The 17489-nt window shown below is 42.1% G+C and carries 22 protein-coding genes; 9 read left to right on the forward strand and 13 right to left on the reverse strand.

Features of this window, described 5'->3' with window-relative positions:
* Positions 1-9: 9 nt before the first annotated feature.
* From ACFQU8_RS00140 to ACFQU8_RS00170, 7 genes are read right to left on the reverse strand one after another with little or no spacing between them, the layout of a single operon-like run.
* The gene (locus tag ACFQU8_RS00140) at positions 10-867 is read right to left on the reverse strand and encodes a DUF421 domain-containing protein (protein ID WP_382357126.1); all 858 of its coding nucleotides are present in this window, start codon (positions 865-867) and stop codon (positions 10-12) included.
* 52 nt (positions 868-919) lie between these two features.
* Positions 920-1123: a DUF1657 domain-containing protein gene (locus ACFQU8_RS00145; protein WP_382357127.1), complete on the reverse strand. Its 204-nt coding sequence runs from the start codon at positions 1121-1123 to the stop codon at positions 920-922.
* An 8-nt stretch (positions 1124-1131) separates the two neighbouring features.
* Complete coding sequence (gene spoVAE, locus ACFQU8_RS00150) at positions 1132-1482, reverse strand: stage V sporulation protein AE (protein ID WP_382357128.1); 351 nt, start codon at positions 1480-1482, stop codon at positions 1132-1134.
* Entirely contained in the window at positions 1479-2495 is a 1017-nt protein-coding gene (gene spoVAD, locus ACFQU8_RS00155; RefSeq protein WP_382357129.1) for a stage V sporulation protein AD, read from the reverse strand. The genes spoVAE and spoVAD overlap by 4 nt, the downstream gene beginning before the upstream one ends.
* A 1-nt stretch (position 2496) precedes the next feature.
* Positions 2497-2976 (reverse strand): stage V sporulation protein AC, encoded by a 480-nt coding sequence (gene spoVAC, locus ACFQU8_RS00160; RefSeq protein ID WP_382357130.1) that lies wholly within the window; start codon positions 2974-2976, stop codon positions 2497-2499.
* An 18-nt stretch (positions 2977-2994) separates the two neighbouring features.
* Positions 2995-3456: a YhcN/YlaJ family sporulation lipoprotein gene (locus tag ACFQU8_RS00165; protein ID WP_382357131.1), complete on the reverse strand. Its 462-nt coding sequence runs from the start codon at positions 3454-3456 to the stop codon at positions 2995-2997.
* Positions 3457-3504: 48 nt separating this feature from the next.
* Positions 3505-3711, reverse strand: coding sequence for a DUF1657 domain-containing protein (locus ACFQU8_RS00170; protein ID WP_382357132.1), 207 nt, complete (start codon positions 3709-3711; stop codon positions 3505-3507).
* A gap of 296 nt (positions 3712-4007) precedes the next feature.
* Here ACFQU8_RS00170 and ACFQU8_RS00175 point away from each other — a divergent pair, with 296 nt between their 5' ends.
* Together ACFQU8_RS00175 and ACFQU8_RS00180 are read left to right on the forward strand one after the other, a co-directional pair.
* On the forward strand, positions 4008-4412 hold the full coding sequence (locus ACFQU8_RS00175; RefSeq protein WP_382357133.1) for a YwpF family protein: 405 nt from the start codon (positions 4008-4010) through the stop codon (positions 4410-4412).
* Between the two features lie 166 nt (positions 4413-4578).
* The gene (locus ACFQU8_RS00180; protein ID WP_382357134.1) at positions 4579-5943 is read left to right on the forward strand and encodes a TrkH family potassium uptake protein; all 1365 of its coding nucleotides are present in this window, start codon (positions 4579-4581) and stop codon (positions 5941-5943) included.
* Between the two features lie 547 nt (positions 5944-6490).
* Here the strand turns inward: ACFQU8_RS00180 and ACFQU8_RS00185 are convergent.
* On the reverse strand, positions 6491-6826 hold the full coding sequence (locus tag ACFQU8_RS00185) for a PilZ domain-containing protein (RefSeq protein ID WP_382357135.1): 336 nt from the start codon (positions 6824-6826) through the stop codon (positions 6491-6493).
* Between the two features lie 261 nt (positions 6827-7087).
* Between ACFQU8_RS00185 and ACFQU8_RS00190 the strand changes: the two genes are divergently transcribed.
* Together ACFQU8_RS00190 and ACFQU8_RS00195 are read left to right on the forward strand one after the other, a co-directional pair.
* Positions 7088-7267 carry an FbpB family small basic protein gene (locus tag ACFQU8_RS00190; RefSeq protein ID WP_382357136.1) on the forward strand — a complete coding sequence of 60 codons (180 nt, stop codon included), beginning with the start codon at positions 7088-7090 and terminating at the stop codon, positions 7265-7267.
* Positions 7268-7527: 260 nt separating this feature from the next.
* Entirely contained in the window at positions 7528-7854 is a 327-nt protein-coding gene (locus ACFQU8_RS00195) for a hypothetical protein (protein ID WP_382357137.1), read from the forward strand.
* Between the two features lie 5 nt (positions 7855-7859).
* Here ACFQU8_RS00195 and ACFQU8_RS00200 read toward each other — a convergent pair whose 3' ends face one another.
* From ACFQU8_RS00200 to ACFQU8_RS00215, 4 genes are all read right to left on the reverse strand, one after another.
* The gene (locus ACFQU8_RS00200) at positions 7860-8072 is read right to left on the reverse strand and encodes a hypothetical protein (RefSeq protein ID WP_382357138.1); all 213 of its coding nucleotides are present in this window, start codon (positions 8070-8072) and stop codon (positions 7860-7862) included.
* 132 nt (positions 8073-8204) lie between these two features.
* On the reverse strand, positions 8205-8684 hold the full coding sequence (locus ACFQU8_RS00205; protein WP_382357139.1) for a YkyB family protein: 480 nt from the start codon (positions 8682-8684) through the stop codon (positions 8205-8207).
* Positions 8685-8816: 132 nt separating this feature from the next.
* Positions 8817-9395: an SCO family protein gene (locus ACFQU8_RS00210; RefSeq protein ID WP_382357140.1), complete on the reverse strand. Its 579-nt coding sequence runs from the start codon at positions 9393-9395 to the stop codon at positions 8817-8819.
* A 111-nt stretch (positions 9396-9506) separates the two neighbouring features.
* Positions 9507-10361, reverse strand: a complete 855-nt coding sequence (locus tag ACFQU8_RS00215; RefSeq protein WP_382357141.1) for a metallophosphoesterase — start codon at positions 10359-10361, stop codon at positions 9507-9509.
* Between the two features lie 175 nt (positions 10362-10536).
* Here ACFQU8_RS00215 and fadH point away from each other — a divergent pair, with 175 nt between their 5' ends.
* Both fadH and cbpB read left to right on the forward strand, forming a co-directional pair.
* Positions 10537-11304 carry a 2,4-dienoyl-CoA reductase gene (fadH, locus tag ACFQU8_RS00220; RefSeq protein ID WP_382357142.1) on the forward strand — a complete coding sequence of 256 codons (768 nt, stop codon included), beginning with the start codon at positions 10537-10539 and terminating at the stop codon, positions 11302-11304.
* Between the two features lie 155 nt (positions 11305-11459).
* Positions 11460-11912 carry a cyclic-di-AMP-binding protein CbpB gene (gene cbpB, locus ACFQU8_RS00225; RefSeq protein WP_382357143.1) on the forward strand — a complete coding sequence of 151 codons (453 nt, stop codon included), beginning with the start codon at positions 11460-11462 and terminating at the stop codon, positions 11910-11912.
* A gap of 63 nt (positions 11913-11975) precedes the next feature.
* On the opposite strand, the gene ACFQU8_RS00230 is transcribed toward cbpB, so the two are convergent.
* On the reverse strand, positions 11976-12812 hold the full coding sequence (locus ACFQU8_RS00230) for a mechanosensitive ion channel family protein (RefSeq protein ID WP_382357144.1): 837 nt from the start codon (positions 12810-12812) through the stop codon (positions 11976-11978).
* 220 nt (positions 12813-13032) lie between these two features.
* Between ACFQU8_RS00230 and ACFQU8_RS00235 the strand changes: the two genes are divergently transcribed.
* The 3 genes from ACFQU8_RS00235 (at position 13033) to ACFQU8_RS00245 (ending at position 17465) form a co-directional block, all read left to right on the forward strand.
* Positions 13033-14781 carry an ABC transporter ATP-binding protein gene (locus ACFQU8_RS00235; protein ID WP_382357145.1) on the forward strand — a complete coding sequence of 583 codons (1749 nt, stop codon included), beginning with the start codon at positions 13033-13035 and terminating at the stop codon, positions 14779-14781.
* A gap of 9 nt (positions 14782-14790) precedes the next feature.
* The gene (locus tag ACFQU8_RS00240) at positions 14791-16629 is read left to right on the forward strand and encodes an ABC transporter ATP-binding protein (RefSeq protein ID WP_382357146.1); all 1839 of its coding nucleotides are present in this window, start codon (positions 14791-14793) and stop codon (positions 16627-16629) included.
* A 176-nt stretch (positions 16630-16805) separates the two neighbouring features.
* Positions 16806-17465, forward strand: a complete 660-nt coding sequence (locus ACFQU8_RS00245) for a potassium channel family protein (RefSeq protein ID WP_382357147.1) — start codon at positions 16806-16808, stop codon at positions 17463-17465.
* The last annotated feature ends 24 nt before the right edge of the window (positions 17466-17489 follow it).

Below are 17489 nucleotides of genomic sequence, written 5' to 3' on the forward strand. Positions count from 1 at the left end.
AGAAGCGTTCTATTCTAAATGATGGTTTACGTAATCAATGGCCTGCTGCATTCGTTTGCTGTTATTGTTATAAAGCTGCTTTGAATGCTGGTTGTTTGTTGCCAGGGCAAATACTTCGAGATCAGCCTGGCACTTTTTCATGCTGGCCAAAAGCAGTGGTTTTTCCGTAGGTTCTGCGGGTGTTAATTGATCATCGTACAAATCAATTGTTAACTGGCCGTCACTGTCCACTTGGCCAAGAAATACATTCTCTAAGCTGACATCCTGTTTTGCCAGTTCTGCTTCCAGCCATTCCTTGTTCAGAGACGCATTACTTAAAGGCTCAAGCAATACGCTGCCATCCATAATAATGGTTTGCGGTTCTTTCTCTGGTGTTGCCTGTTGACCAAGAATTTTTGGTGTCACCGGCTGGTTTTCTTTTTTGGGAAGAATATTTACTTTCCCCTTTGGTTCCAGTACAGCAAACTCAACATCAGATGCATTGAAAAATTGATTGCTCCGCAGTTCCCCAAGCAAATCGTCGATGGTCAAACGTTCTTTTTTTAAATTATCTTCCAGAATCTTGCCATCCTGAATTAAAATCGTTTCTTTACCTTGAAAGAAATTACGAAAAGATTTACTTTTGATCGATAAAAATTCGACGGTTATGGGAAGCAAAAACCAAACTGCTAATGCAAGTATGCCATAAACAGGATTGGTGGTGGGATCCGTTATGGTAATGGCAACCACACTCCCAATAACAATCCCTGTGATATACTGAAAAATATTCAGTTGTGACATTTGTTTTTTACCGAGTCCTTTAGTGATCAAAAACAAAAGGACTAAGAAAACAACTGAACGAATTAAAATATCTATCCAGGTGGGCATGGTATCACTCCTTTTCCGATGTTATGCGGCTGATGATTTGTCACATTTATCGTTAGCTTTTGTATTGCGGTTCCTCTTTAGTCAGATAGAGGACTTGGGTTTCCAAATCTGCCTGTACGGTGTTCACCATAGCTTGTGCATCTTTAAAAGCTTTTTTCGCTTCTTCATTTTGTGTTTTATGAATGAGCGTATCCAGGCTTGCCTCAATGCTTTTAACGGATGCGAAACACCCTTTTACTTGTGAACTGACTGTCATAATTTAATTTATCCTTTCGGTCGAAAAATAATAGCTCCAATGACCCCAAAAATAATGGCGGCGGAAATGCCGGCACTCGTTACTTCAAATATCCCTGTTAAAACGCCGATAATGCCGTGTTCCTCTGCTTCCTGCATAGCACCATGCACAAGCTGATTGCCAAAATTGGTGATAGGAACGGTTGCGCCGGCACCTGCAAAATCAATTAATGGTTCATATAATCCAAAGCCATCTAAAATGGCGCCAGCAACGACAAAAATCGTCAGCGTAACCCCTGGATTGAGCTTAAATACATCAAACATAATCTGGCCAATCACACAGATGAGACCGCCGACAATAAAGGCCCAAAGAAAGATCATGGCATATCACGTCCTGATTCAATGGAAACAGCATGAGCAATACAGGGAATGGAGTCTTTTTGCTGCACAGTTAAAGGTGAGTGAAGGGATCCTGTTGCGACAACAAGAATTCGATTCAATTGCTGTTTTTCCATTAATTTCAGAAAATGTCCGTAGGTTGCAGTAGCTGAACTTGCTGTACCGCTTGCACCTGAGAGAACCGGCTGTCCTTCCCGGTAGACGGTCAGACCGCAGTCCTGAAACATATCTTCTGTAATGTTGATGTTCTTTTTCTGCAAAAGGTCGAGGGAAATCTCGCGTCCAATATGACCAAGGTCACCAGTGATGATCAGATCATAGAATGAAGGCTCAACATTGCGCTCTCTCAGATGTGTTTCAATCGTATCGACAGCCGCTGGAGCCATGGCTGCACCCATATTGAAGGGATCGGTTAACCCCATATCAACAACTTTGCCGACTGTTGCCGAAGTGACGCGGGGGCCGTTTCCGTTTTTAGCAACCAATGCACAGCCAGCCCCAGTGACTGTCCACTGAGCTGACGGGGGTTTCTGGCCGCCATATTCTGTTGGATAACGAAATTGTTTTTCCGTTGCTGCATTGTGACTGGCTGTTCCGCTTAAAATGTAGTCGGCGCCGTTTCCGTCAATAATTAATGCCGACAAAGCCAGACTTTCCATGGAGGTAGCACAAGCACTGAAGAGTCCAAAGTATGGTATATTAAGCGTTTCAGCAGCAAAATTACTGGGGGTGATTTGGTTGATTAAATCACCGCTTATAAAGAAATTTACTTGTTCTTGTTGAATCTGACCATTTGTAATGGCGATCTCACTTGCTTCTTCCATCATAATTTGCTGCGCTTTCTCAAACGAAGACTGTTCCAGCCACATATCGCCATGCAGTCGATCAAAAGCCTCTGGAATATTGCCTTTTGCCTCGAACGGACCGCCAACTGTTCCTGTGGAAATGATGACCGGCTGGTTGTTGTAAAGCCATGTACTGCGTCCGATTAACATATTATAAACCTCCCCATTTCAGCAAAATCGTTTTAATTAAGGCAATGACAAACGCAGAAAACACACCATACACAATGACAGGGCCGGCGAGCTTAAATATATTGCCGCCTACACCTAATATGAAGCCTTCGGATCGGTGCTCAATGGCTGCTGAAATCACTGAATTTCCGAAGCCGGTTACGGGAACCGTGGTTCCGGCACCTGCAAATTGCCCGATTCGATCATAAACACCGAACCCGGTTAATAGCATTGTTATAAAAATGAGTGTAGCGACTGTTGGATTGCTGGCCGTTAAATCAGTGAAATCAAAAAAGTAAACATACATGGTGGAAATGATCTGGCCGATAAGACATATGAAACCACCCACAAAAAAAGCTTTAAGACAGTTTTTGAGCAGTGAACTTTTGACTTCCCGCTCTTGAGCAAAGGCCTGATACGTTTGTGCACTTGGCGGTAATTTTTTCTTTTTTTTATCTGCCATACATATCCTCACGCTTTCTTACGTTTTTTCGTTCATCAATTTAATAAGATGGTTTGTTTTTTGCTGCAGTTGTTTTCGGGAAATAGCATTGTCGCTTAGTTTCCCTTCAAGTTTTTCAGTTTCCAAAACGAGTTTTTTATCGGTGGAAACCTCGACTTCCCATTTTGGAAATTCATTTTCCAGCTTTTTTTGCACATCCTGTTGAATTTTTGTTAATCGAAGACGTTTTCGTTGTTTAGTCTCAAACGCTACAATCAGCTGCTTATTTGTGTTAATGGCGTTAATGTCAGTTAACCCCTTAAGTTTGCTAAGACTGTTTTTAGCCTGGTTGGAAACTGATTGATCCAAATCGCTGGTGGAAATGGTATTAAAATGGACATCACGATCGTTTTTTGATGTATCCTGGTTGGATGTACAGCCAATTAATAAACACAATGAGCAAATAAGTCCAATAGTCCCCAATAGTTTTACGGCTTTCATTCCTGACCTCCCAATTGGGGGGGCTGATAGGCCAGCCCCAAGTTGTTTTTAAAATCCTTTATACTGCGGTTCTTCCTGCTCAATTTGCTGAATGCGCGGTTCAACATCCTGCAGAATGTTCTGTGTTTGCTGAGCAGCGTTCTCATACGTCTTCTTAGCTTGTTTATTTTGTGTTTCGAGTGCGAACTGTTCAAAGCTTGCCTGAGCACTTTTAAGGCCGGCGATTGTTTGTTTAACTTGTGTTGCAACAGTCATTTATTGTTCCTCCTTGTGAATTTGAGTCTCCCTCCGAGTGAATTGAAAAAGACGTGATCTGTTGTCGTTTTTCTTCACTTCACCCCTTATATTTCTAGATACCGCACTTAATTATGCTTACTACTTTTTACCTTTTTGTCGTGTTATGGCTGACACCTCAAAAACCTTAACGATGTGGATATTAATTGCTGACTGTTTTTGTTAAACTGTTCTTAAGCGTACGATATATAAAATTTGACAAGATTTGAAAAGACGATTCTGTACTTAAAGAATCTGCTGTCCATGGGAGTGAAGACATGAAAACGTTCAAGCTTATTTCGTTAAAAATTATTGACAATGATATGCTGGAGGAGCCGGTCACGCTTTTGGATGGTCTGATCATTAATCGTGAAGACGAGAAAAACCAGTGGGTTATAGAAGCGTATGTGGACCAGAGTTACCTTGCTTTTTTTCAGAACATGTATGACAGTGAAAATGACGTGTTGATTGAAGTGAAAATTACAAAGGAGAATAATACACCTGCGACTTTTATGACATCGGTTATCGATGTTAATCTAATCGGGGACAAAATGAATGTCCTGTTTATTGGAACAATTGTCGACCAGCGCAAAGAAATTATTGAGGAAGAGCTAAAGTCGCTAATTGAGCAGGGCTATCAGGGCGAGGCACTATTACATAAGTTCAAGGAACAAATTGACTAAAGACAGCTGAAAAAAGGGCAAGAAGGTCAATTTCGCTGTAACGTATGAAATGGGCTGATGTCAAAATATGCTGCCTGGCTATTGAAGACAAACATAAGATGTCCTGTTATGCTGTTAAAGTACAGATATCGGTCAATAATATTAGTGAAGATGCAAGGAGTCCGCTATGTTAAAACGTTCATTTGTCCGCTGGGTTAATCAATTGTCTCCGGTACAATTAATATTTGTGTTTTATTTTATAGCTGTTTTATTTGCGACGGCCCTTCTCGTGTTGCCAGTCGCTCATCAGGACAGTGCTGATCCGGCGTTTATTGATATCGTGTTCACGGCTGTCAGTGCACTTAGCGTAACCGGGTTAAGCACTGTCACGCTGCCCGAGGTGTTTAGTACAACAGGTATTACAATGCTTGCCGTCATTCTCCAATTAGGGGGAGTGGGCGTCATGGCCGTTGGCACTTTTATATGGGTTATTATCGGTAAAAAGATCGGTATTCGGGAACGCCGGCTGATTGTTGCTGACCAGAATCAGACAACATTCTCTGGGATTGTCCAGCTTGTGAAAGAAATTCTTTTGGTTATTGTTGTTATTGAATTTATTGGTTTTTTGATTCTCGGGACGTACTTTCTGCAGTATTTTCCGACTGTGAAAGAGGCTTATTTTCAAGGATTTTTCGGAGCCATTAGTGCAACGACAAATGGTGGCTTCGATATTACTGGTCAATCCCTTATTCCGTTTAAACATGATTACTTTGTCCAATTTATTAATATGCTGCTGATCGTTTTCGGAGCAATCGGCTATCCGGTTCTGATAGAACTGAAGGCATTTTTATTTTCCAGAAGAGACCCCAGTGACAAGTCGTTTAAGTTTACGTTGTTTACGAAAGTGACTTCGCTGACGTTTTTGGCTCTCGTTTTTATTGGTACAGTGATTATTCTTTTGCTCGATTCCAAGGACTTTTTTGCCGATAAATCCTGGCATGAAACGTTTTTTTACGCACTGTTCCAATCCGTTACGACAAGAAGCGGCGGCTTGAGCACCCTGGATGTCAGCCAGTTGACAGAGCCCAATCAATTATTTATGTCGGCTCTTATGTTTATCGGTGGCTCACCAAGCAGTGCTGGCGGAGGGATCCGCACAACAACATTTGCTCTGGCAATGCTGTTTATTTTTACCTACGCAAGAGGGAAGAGCAGGGTTCGTTTGTTTAATCGAGAAGTCTATAACGACGATTTGATGAAGGCTGTAACCGTGATGCTGATGGCGTTTATATTTGTATTGGGTTCAACCATTATTATTTCAATTGTCGAGCCATTTGATTTGACAAAAATTCTGTTTGAAGTCACATCTGCTTTTGGAACGGTGGGATTGTCACTTGGTATCACGGGAAAGCTGACAATGTTCAGCAAAATTGTTCTTATGATTTTGATGTTCATCGGCAGGGTTGGAATACTCACATTCCTTTTGATCTTCAAGGATAATAAAACAACCGGCAATTATCGTTATCCCAAAGAGAAAATTATTATCGGATAAGTTGCTGTTGTCAGGCGTCAAGTTTCACTTTATTTAACACGTATAAATTGGTATGATGGAAAAAGAATCTAACCATTGAGGGGAGGTAAACAAAATGTTGGAAACAGTTTTTGGCGTTGTCTGTTTTGGAATTCTTGCACTTAACATTGGTTACTGTATGTTTGATAATGAATAATCTATCCCCTGTCTGCAGCCATTGCTTTAGCGGTGTTCCAGTGCTGCTACATGATGCTTTGATAGACGCTCATCAATTATAATAAAGGGACTGGGACAAAACGAAAGCGAATAGCTCAAACTTCGAACAATGCTCCGATTCAGCGGAGGAAAAGACGGAGACTCCTGCGGGAGCAAAGGATAGGTGAGACCCCGGAGCGCGCCACAGCGTGAGGAGGCTCACCAGCCGCCCGCGGAAAGCGACGTGTCTTTCCGCAGCGGTTCAGTCACGCAAGTGGTTCGCACTTTTGTCCCAGCCCCTTTATTAAGTCTCCGTGCAGCAATGGCGCCATAAACCACTTGAAGCCCGTGATAACCGGACGTTTTTGCGCGGCTATTTTTCCTGCCTGGCGATTTTCTTTAGTTCTTGTGTCATGCTTTGTTTATACGCATCATCGGAGTTAAGGATGACGCCGAGGTCAGCTGAATGGGGATACGTTTTAATCCACGCAATGTGTCCTTCAGCCCAGAATGGTGTATCGTTGAGCTGGAATGATAGACTTATGGCTGTCTTATTATGTAAGCTGACAGCATGCCGGCAGTATAATCTGGCTCCCTCGTGGCTGATATCAAGCACGTCAACATCCATACGCCCATTGTTAACGGTTAATTGACCAGTAATGGGGCTGGCAAATGTATAACGATAGGCTTCATTCCGTTTGAAATGCATTCAGGACAACTCCTTCCAGAAGTAAACGTCTCTTAAGCTGAAACTTATTATGTATTGGTTTCCCTGACTTTTTCTCCATGGGTCTGCCCGCAGTAATAGCGCTTCTTCTCTCATCCTTAAAATCTGATTTTAATCACTGATCATCAGCCAAGAGATGAACGTTTCCTTACACCAGTTGTTAAAAAGTGTTCAAATAATTCTGATACGAAGGTAACCCAATAGGTTATAATGGTATTAACCTTAGTAAGGGGGTGTATGAATATGCGTCCAGCTTATCTGAGCTTTGAAGATCTCGTTAAACAATATGAGCAAGAATTATGGGAAAACGAACGAAAAATAAAACAAATTGATAAACATTCTGATAGAAATGATGCACATCAGGAAAATGCGACAAAGGATCAAGCCAAGGAACATTATAATTTTAAGGATAACATACAATAAGACGCATCAGCACTTCAAATATAAAAGGAGCTGGGACATAACAGGCGAAAAGCTCACCAGATGCCCGCGGAAAGCGCGAAGTCTATGCCGCTGTTCGGGTTTTAGTCATAAAAAATACGTTTGTCCCAGCCGTTTTCTTTCATTAAATAATCCGGCCAAACAGCAAAATTCTCTTCAGCCAATCAAATCATATAGAGTATATACAGGTCTCAATTGGGCCATATTGACTAATATGAAGATTGGGAAGGGGAGATTTGACCATGTCATTTACTAGCCTTAAAGAACTGCTTCCGGCATCCGCTGACGGGACCTATGTGGTCATTTTCAGCAGTATCGTTGTGCTGTATATCCTGATTCGCTTATTCATCAATTGGGTTATAGCTTCAAATGCAATTAAATTATTAAGCTATCTAATGACTAGTTTTGTCATGCTGATTTCATTGCTGGGCGGAATTGTTCTGACGAGTATGTTTCAAATGCTGTTATTGGAGGAAGTTCTGCGCAGCCTGGCTGTTTTTGGCGGTTGTCTGGTGCTGGTTCATGCTGTCCAGCATATGTTCCGGAACAAAAAAAACCGTGTGCAGTAGGTGCACTATTGCGTCGTATCATACTGCTGCCGCATCTGTTTCAGCCAATCGATGATCACTTGGTGCTCCTGCGCAGGCATTGCTTTTCCTGATGGGGCCAAAGCAGCGACCTTCTCCTGCTCCTCAGGAGATAAGCGTTCAAATGCATCTTTAAACGTGTGAGTGTGTTCAGCATGGCTTTTCAATTCGTACAAGAAATCTTCCATTTCAATTGTCATATCGTATACCTCCTTTATTTAGACTAAACCCTCATTACAAAATATTCAGATATTAGGAAAAGATGACGGACAAATCTATTATTTGTGGCAGTTCCCTTGAATTATCAAAAAACGCCTGGGCGCACAGGCGTTTTACCGGGATCGATGAAATGATTTTTTGGGGGAACGTTCAGCCTGCCCGAGCGATGAAGGCGTGAAATGAGATGATCTTTTATAGGGTTGAGACTTTTGTTTTTTAGGTGGCTGCCAATCGATATGACGATAGACGATTCGTTTCGCCTGTGAAAGTGACATCCTGGTGGGAGGATTGCGATAGTTCTGATCCAGCTTGCCCAAATGGTCAAGCTGTCTGAAGTCATCTTTGGCTGGAGGTATATGAAAGAAATACTTATCCACTTTAACAAGAAGTGTGGAGTTCTGGTTACTAAACTTTGGATGATCTGAAAAGTGCAGGCCGATTTTTTCAGCACGGCTTTCTTTCAAGAGACGTTTAATTGATTCCTTTTTAATCGTATAAAGATGCTTGGGCTCTGGCGCAGTCTTGGCATGGCGGTTGATGGTGAAGAGTGCTTGCGCCAGCTCATCAAGCGGAATAGACTCATATTCGTTCATTCATATGCCCCTTTCTCGAAATAGTTAAAACAGCCTTCATTACATATGTCTATCGTATCGTAAAGCCCGTCCTATTTCAATCTTTTAAAGACCGGATTACGCTGCAGATGTTATTTTTATGATTTAAAAAGATCACATCATGTCTTTGATATCCGCAACGATTTTTTCCATGTTACTGGCTTTTTTTCCGTTATAGCTTTTAATTGCCTCTCCCTCAGGGGTTACAATGTAAAAGCTTGTTCCATGCATGAATTGATTCGAATCAGGCAGCTTTTCTAAAATAGATTTAAATGACTTAACTGAAAACTTCTTGATTGTATCAAAATCGTAGCCTGTCAGCAGATCCCAATTGTCTGTTGTTCCGCCGCGTTGTTGGGCGTATTCTTTTAATGCCTCAGGCGTATCGTGTTCAGGGTCGACACTGAAGGAAACGAGCTGAACATCATCCTGGAGACCTGCGTCTTTTAGCTGGTCCTGTAAAGAGGCCATATTTGCTGTCATAGGCGGGCAAACCGAGGTGCAATTGGTGAAAATAAAGTCCGCGATCCAGAACTTCCCTTCCAGATCACTCTTGTCAACTTCTTTTCCATCCTGGTTTGTAAATGTGAAGTCCCGTACTTTATATGAAAAATCGCCATCATACTGCTCACCGCATGCACTTAAGAGCCCGATGAACAGTAATAATGGAAAGATAATCTTGAATTTAGTCATACCGATCCCCCATTCATTGTCCATTTTCAGAATAGCATGTTTGCCGGGAGAAAACTATGGATAAATTGTTACAAATAAACCTGGGGACACATCATGTATGAGAGTGAGCTGTTAGTTTTGTTGTTGCAGTGTGTAGACCTGAATTTCCGGTTTACAGAGAAAACGGTAGGGCAGCCGGGTTGTCCCAATGCCGCGGCTCACGTAAAGTGTTAATGGTCCATTTTCGAAATTGTGTTTTCCATCAACATATTTTCGGGCATATAGCGGAGTATACAGATGTCCGAAAAAAGGAATACGCACTTGTCCACCATGGCTGTGTCCGGATAATTGCACATCGACAGGAAAGTGAACGGTGTTATCGGCATAGTCCGGTTCGTGCGCCATTAGAACTGTGAACAATGTCTGGTCAGTGCCGGCGAGTGTGCGCTCAAGATCCGGTTTTCCCAGCATCACATCATCAATACCCGCCAGCACAATGGGTTTATTTCTGGAGATTATTTCTGTCGAGTCATTCTTCAGCAAGGTGAATCCGCCCTGATTCATCACTTTTTTAACAATATCTGATCCATAGCCACCATGGTCATGATTGCCATATATCCAGTATTTTCCCTTAGCTGCTTTAAGTTTCTGCAGCAGTATCACCAGATCATCCCCCCAGTCATACGTGTCGGGTCTGTCAACAAGGTCTCCGGTGAATAAAATGAGATCAGGCTTCTGATGATTAATCGTGTCTACAAGTTCCGCAAATTGGTCTATTGAATAATGATAGCCAAGGTGGGTATCGCTGAACTGAACGATTTTAAAACCGTTAAATGTCTTCGGTAGTTTGCCTGAGACGAGTGTTTCCTGCTGAACATTCAGTAAACTCGGTTCGATGTCCCGTGCATAGTAATAGGTTCCGCCACTCAATCCGGCAAAGGCAAGAAAACTGCCAAACAATTTTTTTAAAAAAGCGCGTCTGTTCATAAGCGTCTGCCTTTCAGGAGTTTTATAGCATTTTATCTATCACAATGTATTTTAACATGACAGAGAATATTCTGCTGACTATTAAACAAGTCTATTTCTTTAATTTTTGACTTTTATGTCAATTCAAATTATGATGTTAATAGATATGACACTATAAAAAGGGTGAGGGATTGACATGAGACAACCAACAGTTATCGTGACTGGCGCATCTAGCGGTATGGGTAAAGCAATAGCTAAAAAGTTTGTGATGGAACAAGCGAATGTTGTCATAACTGGACGGAATGAAGAACGGCTGAACGAGGCTAAAAAGGAACTCGATGAGGCGGAGGCAGGGAATGTGCACACAATTTCCATGGATGTACGAAAACCTGAAGATGTTCAGCGAATGGTGACAGAGGCCGTTGATCACTTTGGTACGATTGACCACCTTGTTAACAATGCTGCGGGAAATTTTATCGCACCTGCTGAAGAATTATCCGTTAATGGGTGGAACGCGGTCATAGATATTGTCTTGAACGGGACATTTTATTGCAGCCGTGAGGTGGGTAAGTATTGGATGGATCAGGGTATGACAGGATCTATTCTTAATATGGTTGCTACCTATGCGTGGAATGCCGGAGCAGGTGTGGCTCACTCATCTGCTGCTAAAGCAGGTGTTTTGAATTTGACACGGACGCTCGCGGTAGAGTGGGGGAGTCAATATGGTATTCGCGTTAACGCCATTGCACCTGGACCGATTGAACGAACAGGGGGTGCTGAGAAATTGTTTCAATCAGAAGAAGCTGCTAAGCGAACACTTCATTCAGTACCGTTAAAACGTTTAGGTCAGCCAGAAGAAATAGCTGATCTGGCTTACTTTCTTTTATCGAAAAAGGCTGCCTATATAAATGGTGAAGTGGTCACTATGGATGGAGGTCAATGGCTCAACGAATTCCCGTTTTAAAGCAAGAGATGTGTGGATGACCAGCCTGTTCTTTACAAATTCTTTCAATACAAAGCAACCATAACGATGTTGCTCTCATATGACTTGTGATAGACTGGAAGTGCAGTCAATCATGCTGACATTTCAGCGTTCAGTATTGAAAGGGAGTGTTTCACATGAGTGCAACACAAGATAAAGAGCTCACAGATATCGTTATTGGTGATTTAATGATTCCCTCGGAAAAGGTTGCACATGTTCAGCTGAACAATCCTTTGGAGCATGCACTGCTTATACTGGTTAAGTCCGGTTATTCAGCAGTACCTGTTTTGGATTCGTCCTATAAACTGATTGGAACGATAGGTAAAACATCGATTTTAAATAACGTATTAGGACTAGAGCGTTTTGAAATGGAAGCGCTGTCTGATATACAAGTACAGGAAGCCATGAATACGGAGATACCCTGCTTACAAACAACGGATTCATTTTTAGAAGGGCTAAAAGTTGTGATCAATTACCCATTTGTTTGTGTTGCTGATGAAGAGGGCTACTTTGACGGTTTATTAACAAGACGTGTTATTCTAAAACAATTAAAGCGTGATTATTATTCATTTAAAACAGACACAGAGTAGTGACTACCACCTACTTTGATCATAAAAACTTCGGTTCAATTGAAAGAACCGAAGTTTTTGTTGCTATGCGTCCTCGTTGCGAATCGATACGGTCTGTGGAAATGGTGTCTCAATGCCTGCCTCATCAAAGGCCTCTTTTATTTGTTTCCGCATGGCACGCTCGCATTCCCATTGGAGACCATTTTCGGTCTGACCAACGACACGCAGGACAACATCAGACGAACCAAAACCCTGGACACCAATAGCATCAGGGCCTTCCTTAAAACGCTCATCGTCTTTAAATTCAGCACAAACGTTTTCCAGTATCGCAATGGCTTTATCAATATTGTGATCATAACGGATACTGATATCCACAAGCGCACGCATATTGCCGCGCGAATGGTTAGCTACCCCTTCTATATAACGATTCGGTACAAAATTCAACGTACCATCAAAACTGCGGATTTTGGATGTCCGCAGGCCTACCTCTTCGACAACGCCATCATAACCTGCCGTTGTCACATAGTCATCTATCTCCAGCTGACGCTCCAGCAGAATAAAAAATCCGGTCACAACGTCACTGACCAGCCCCTGAGCGCCAAAACCAATAGCCAGTCCAACAATCCCGGCGCCTGCAAGCAATGGTCCGATGGGAATATGAAATACGGCAAACAGCATTAAAATAAAGGCGAAAATTAAGCCATAGGAAAACACATTGATTAAAAGTTTTTCCAGGGTTTTACTGCGTGACGGCGAAATTTTTTGATTCTCACCAGCTTTATGCATGATTTTTTCAATTAGCTTCTTACCGATTGGGTTTAAAATGATAAACAATAAAATCAGCAAAACAATTCTTAATAAAGCTGGAACGATAACACTCAGCAAATTGTTCAGGTCAAACGATATACCAAATATATCCAATTTGTTTTCTCCTTTCTGTGATGTTTTTAGGTTTTAAGCAACCATATAATTATAATTTACCCTGAATCGACATATAAAAAACATTTTGTAACATTTTTTGCTATACAAGTCAGTCAATTTTAATTTAATTAAAATAAAAAATATTACAAAAGTATAGATTTTTGAGTTAACAAGAGTTATATTAGATATTATGAAATGACATCAGGGGAGGGAAAATACAGTGGACATATTCAAAAGATTAAAACCCTTTTTCTGGCCTTATAAAAAGTATTTATTCACGTCGCTGGCTTTTTTGTTAGTGGTCGTGGCTATAACGGTTGTGTACCCAATTGTTCTGCAATTAACAATTGATGAGGTAGTACTTATGGAACGGTATTCCCTCATTCCGTATATTGCGGGTGGTTTTTTTCTGATTATGATTGTGAAAAGCATTTCGGCTTTCATACATCAATATACGGGAGATCTATTTGGCGTAACCGCTGTGTATAAAATTCGGGAAGCCCTATACGACAAGCTGCAGGTATTATCTTTTAAATATTATGATAACGCCCGAACCGGCGACCTTATGGCACGTCAGACAACTGATGTGAATGGTGTTCGTAATTTTATCTCCTCTGGCATATCAGACCTTGTGGAGATTACGATGCTGATTTTATTCAGTCTGGGAGTCATGTTTTACTATTCCATACCGCTTGCACTGATCACAATGGCCTCTATACCCTTTTTAGCAGTGGTAGTTTTTCAATTTGACAGACGGGTGCATCCGGCATTCAGGGGCGTTCGCCGTTCATTCGGACGCCTGAATACCCGCGTACAGGAAAATGTCAGCGGGATGGACACCGTGAAATCGCTCTCGAAAGAGGATTTTGAAATCAGCCGGTTTTCTGACAGTAATGAAGATTACAGACAGCATTATTTGTTCACCTCACGCATTTGGTCAAGGTACTTTCCTGTTATGGAATTAATCGGAAATATATGTGTTGTCTTATTGCTGGCTTTTGGCGGTGCCCTAGTTGCGAATGGCGATCTCAGTCTGGGAGCATTAGTCGCTTTTTTTAGTCTTGTCTGGTATATCATGGACCCACTGGTGGATCTCGGGTTTGTTATCAATACGTATTCTCAGGCCAAAGCATCCGGGGAGAGGATTCTGGAAATTTTGGATGCCAAAGAAGACGTAATTGATCAAGAAGATGCTGTCGACATACCAATTACTGGGCATGTCACATTCCGGGACGTCACCCTAACGTATACGCAAAATGATGAAAGGGCTCTTAAACAAATCAATTTCGATGCTCCGCCTGGAACGATTATCGGACTGATGGGGGCAACTGGTTCAGGGAAGACAAGTATCACACAGCTCATCCCTCGTTTTTATGAACCTGAGCAGGGTGAGGTGCTGATAGATGGGAGGCCGGTGATTGATTACCAGCTGCGAGCTCTGCGTCAGCAAATCGGTTTTGTCCTGCAGGAGTCCTTTTTGTTTTCCACCACGATCAGAGAAAATATCCGTTATGGTGACCCATCTATTTCAGAAGAGCAGATTATAGATGCGGCAAAAAGGGCACAGGCACACGATTTTATTTCGCAAATGCCGAACGGTTATGACACGATGCTGGGCGAGCGCGGCATGGGGCTGTCTGGTGGTCAAAAACAGCGTATAGCGATTGCCAGAGCCATATGTATTAACCCAGCTATTCTTGTCCTCGATGATGCAACATCAGCGGTTGATATGGATACCGAGTTTAAAATCCAGAAAGCATTAAAAGAAGTGATGAAAGGACGCACGACCTTTATTATCGCGCATCGGATAGCCTCAGTAAAACATGCGGATGCAATTCTTGTCCTGGAAAATGGTGAAATCGTTGAGCGGGGCACGCATAAAACATTAGTTCACAATCAAGGACCATATGAACGTATTTATAATATTCAGTATCAGGATCGAGAACAAGTCTTGGAAACATCAACATAACAGGGGGGGATGACAGTGAAAGAGGCAACGAATGAAAACCGTCATCTAAATCGCTTTTATTATACGGTTGACCAGGCTGTTGAGAAACCATTTAACTGGAAGCAAATGTGGCGTTTACTGGGCTATTTGCGTCCGTACAGCAAAACGTACTTGCCCGGTGCCGTTATAGCGATGTTTATTTCGACAGCTGTCCGGCTGATTGTTCCGATCCTGATTGGTAAAGTAGCTTTTGACCACATTCTTGCCAATCAAAATATGACCATGCTGACCTATCTTGTAATCATTATTGCTGGTTTATATGTCTTGAGCTATGTCGGCAATATTTTTCGGATTAAATGGGTGAATATACTTGGGCAAAATGTCATTTATGATTTGCGTCAGCACTTATTTTCCCATATTCAGCGATTATCACACCGCTTTTTTGACAGACGCTCAGCCGGATCAATTATTGTAAGAGTTATGAATGATACTAATTCCCTGCAGGATCTGTTCACGAACGGTATTATCAATTTGCTGATGGATATGGTCATGCTGGTTGGAATTGTTGTGATTCTGCTGGTATTAAGTCCAAAACTGGCACTGGCTATTATGGTCGTGCTGCCGATCATGTTTTATATTTCTACAAAGCTGAGGCGTAATATTCGGCGTTCGTGGCAGAATGTGCGCATCCAGCAGTCGCGAATGAATTCCCATCTCAATGAGAGCATTCAGGGTATACGCATCACGCAGTCATTTTCCCAGGAAGCAGCAAATGGCGCTTATTTTGAAGGACTTAATACAGATAATTTCAAAGGATGGCGCACAGCGGTTAAAAAGAGTGCCATGTTTGGCCCTGTCGTGGAAATGTGTAATGCACTGGGCACAATTATTCTGATTTCCTACGGTGCCTTTCTTATCCTTCAGGGTGAGGCAAATGGCGGCATTGCTATCGGAACATTTGTCGCGTTTGGCTTTTATATCGGGATGTTCTGGGAACCTATCTCACGTCTGGGGCAGGTGTATAATCAGCTGCTCATGGCAATGTCAGCTTCGGAACGTATTTTTGAATTCCTTGATGAGCAACCGGATGTCGTTGATAAACCAGGTGCTGTTGATATTGCTGACATTCAAGGGGCTATTACATTTGATCATGTTCAATTCGCTTATGATAGTGACCGGATTGCTTTAGAGGATATATCGCTGGATGTTCAAGCAGGGGAGACGATCGCACTTGTGGGTCATACCGGCAGCGGAAAGTCCACCATTGCTAATTTGATCAACCGTTTCTATGATCCGACAAAAGGGGCTGTCAAAGTGGATGGCTATGATTTGCGTGATGTTCGCTTAGATAATTTGCGTCGTGACATTAGTGTTGTCCTGCAGGATACGTTTATTTTTTCCGGCACCATTATGGAAAACATTCGTTTCGGCCGTCCGGATGCAACCCATGATGAAGTCGTTGAGGCGGCACAAATGGTAGGGGCTGATGCTTTTATCTGGGGACTGGCAAATGGTTATGATACAGAAGTAGAAGAGCGCGGCAATATTCTTTCGGCAGGTGAACGGCAGCTGTTATCATTCGCCCGGGCATTGCTTGCTGATCCGAAAATTATCATACTGGATGAAGCAACAGCCAGTATTGATACTGAAACCGAGGTTAAAATCCAGGAGGCACTGCAGCGATTACTAGAGGGACGAACAGCTATTATTATCGCTCATCGCCTGTCAACAATCAGAGATTCGGATAATATCTTTATTTTGGAAAACGGCCGGATTTTGGAAAATGGCAGTCATGATGAATTAATGCAACAGCACGGAACGTATTTTGAATTGGTTAAGTCTCAATTTGACATGCTCGATGCGATTTGACTCCTTGACACAAAAGCATTGCCCATAGCAGTGAATCCAGGCTGGGACGCAGCACAGTGTATGACATCAAGGCGTGAAAAATGGTTTAGCAAAACCGCATAATTAAGATAGTTCTCTGATGCCATATAACGCTTGGTGTGATAAACTTAGGACAAATGACTTTTGGAGGAACCGGAATGAAACGTGATTATGCCGTAATTGGATTAGGCCGTTTTGGCGGCAGTATATGCACAGAACTCAGCGAAGAAGGCAGGCATGTATTAGCGATCGATGCTGATGAGGACAAGATAAATGAGTTCAAAAATATAGCATCGTACGCTGTGATTGCAGATTCAACAGATGAAGCAACATTGAAGGATCTGGGCATTAAAAATATTGATCATGTTATCGTCGCTATCGGTGATAATATCCAGGCCAGCATTTTAACAACTGTTGTCCTGACTGATCTTGGCATTAAAAAAATAACCGTAAAAGCGCAAAATGATTATCATGAGAAAATATTAAACCGTATTGGTGCTGATCAGGTTGTTCATCCGGAGCGGGATATGGGAAAACGTATTGCCCGTAATATAATCTCCAGCAACATTCTTGATTATCTGGAATTGTCGGATGATTACAGTATTGTTGAAGTGAAGGCAGGTAAAAAGATGGACGGACGAACAATGATTGATTTGGATATCAGAGCCAGGTATGGCTGTAACGTTGTCGCTGTTAAGCGCGAGGATTCTATTAACGTGTCTCCGGCAGCTGATGATGTGCTGGAAGAGGATGATACGCTTATTATCATTGGGGCAGATAATGATCTTTCCCGATTTGAAAGGCATTTAGTGTTTTGATGAAGGAAACCGTTAAATAAACAG

The organism is Lentibacillus kimchii (assembly GCF_042666895.1).
Classification (GTDB): Bacteria; Bacillota; Bacilli; order Bacillales; family Amphibacillaceae; genus Lentibacillus; species Lentibacillus kimchii.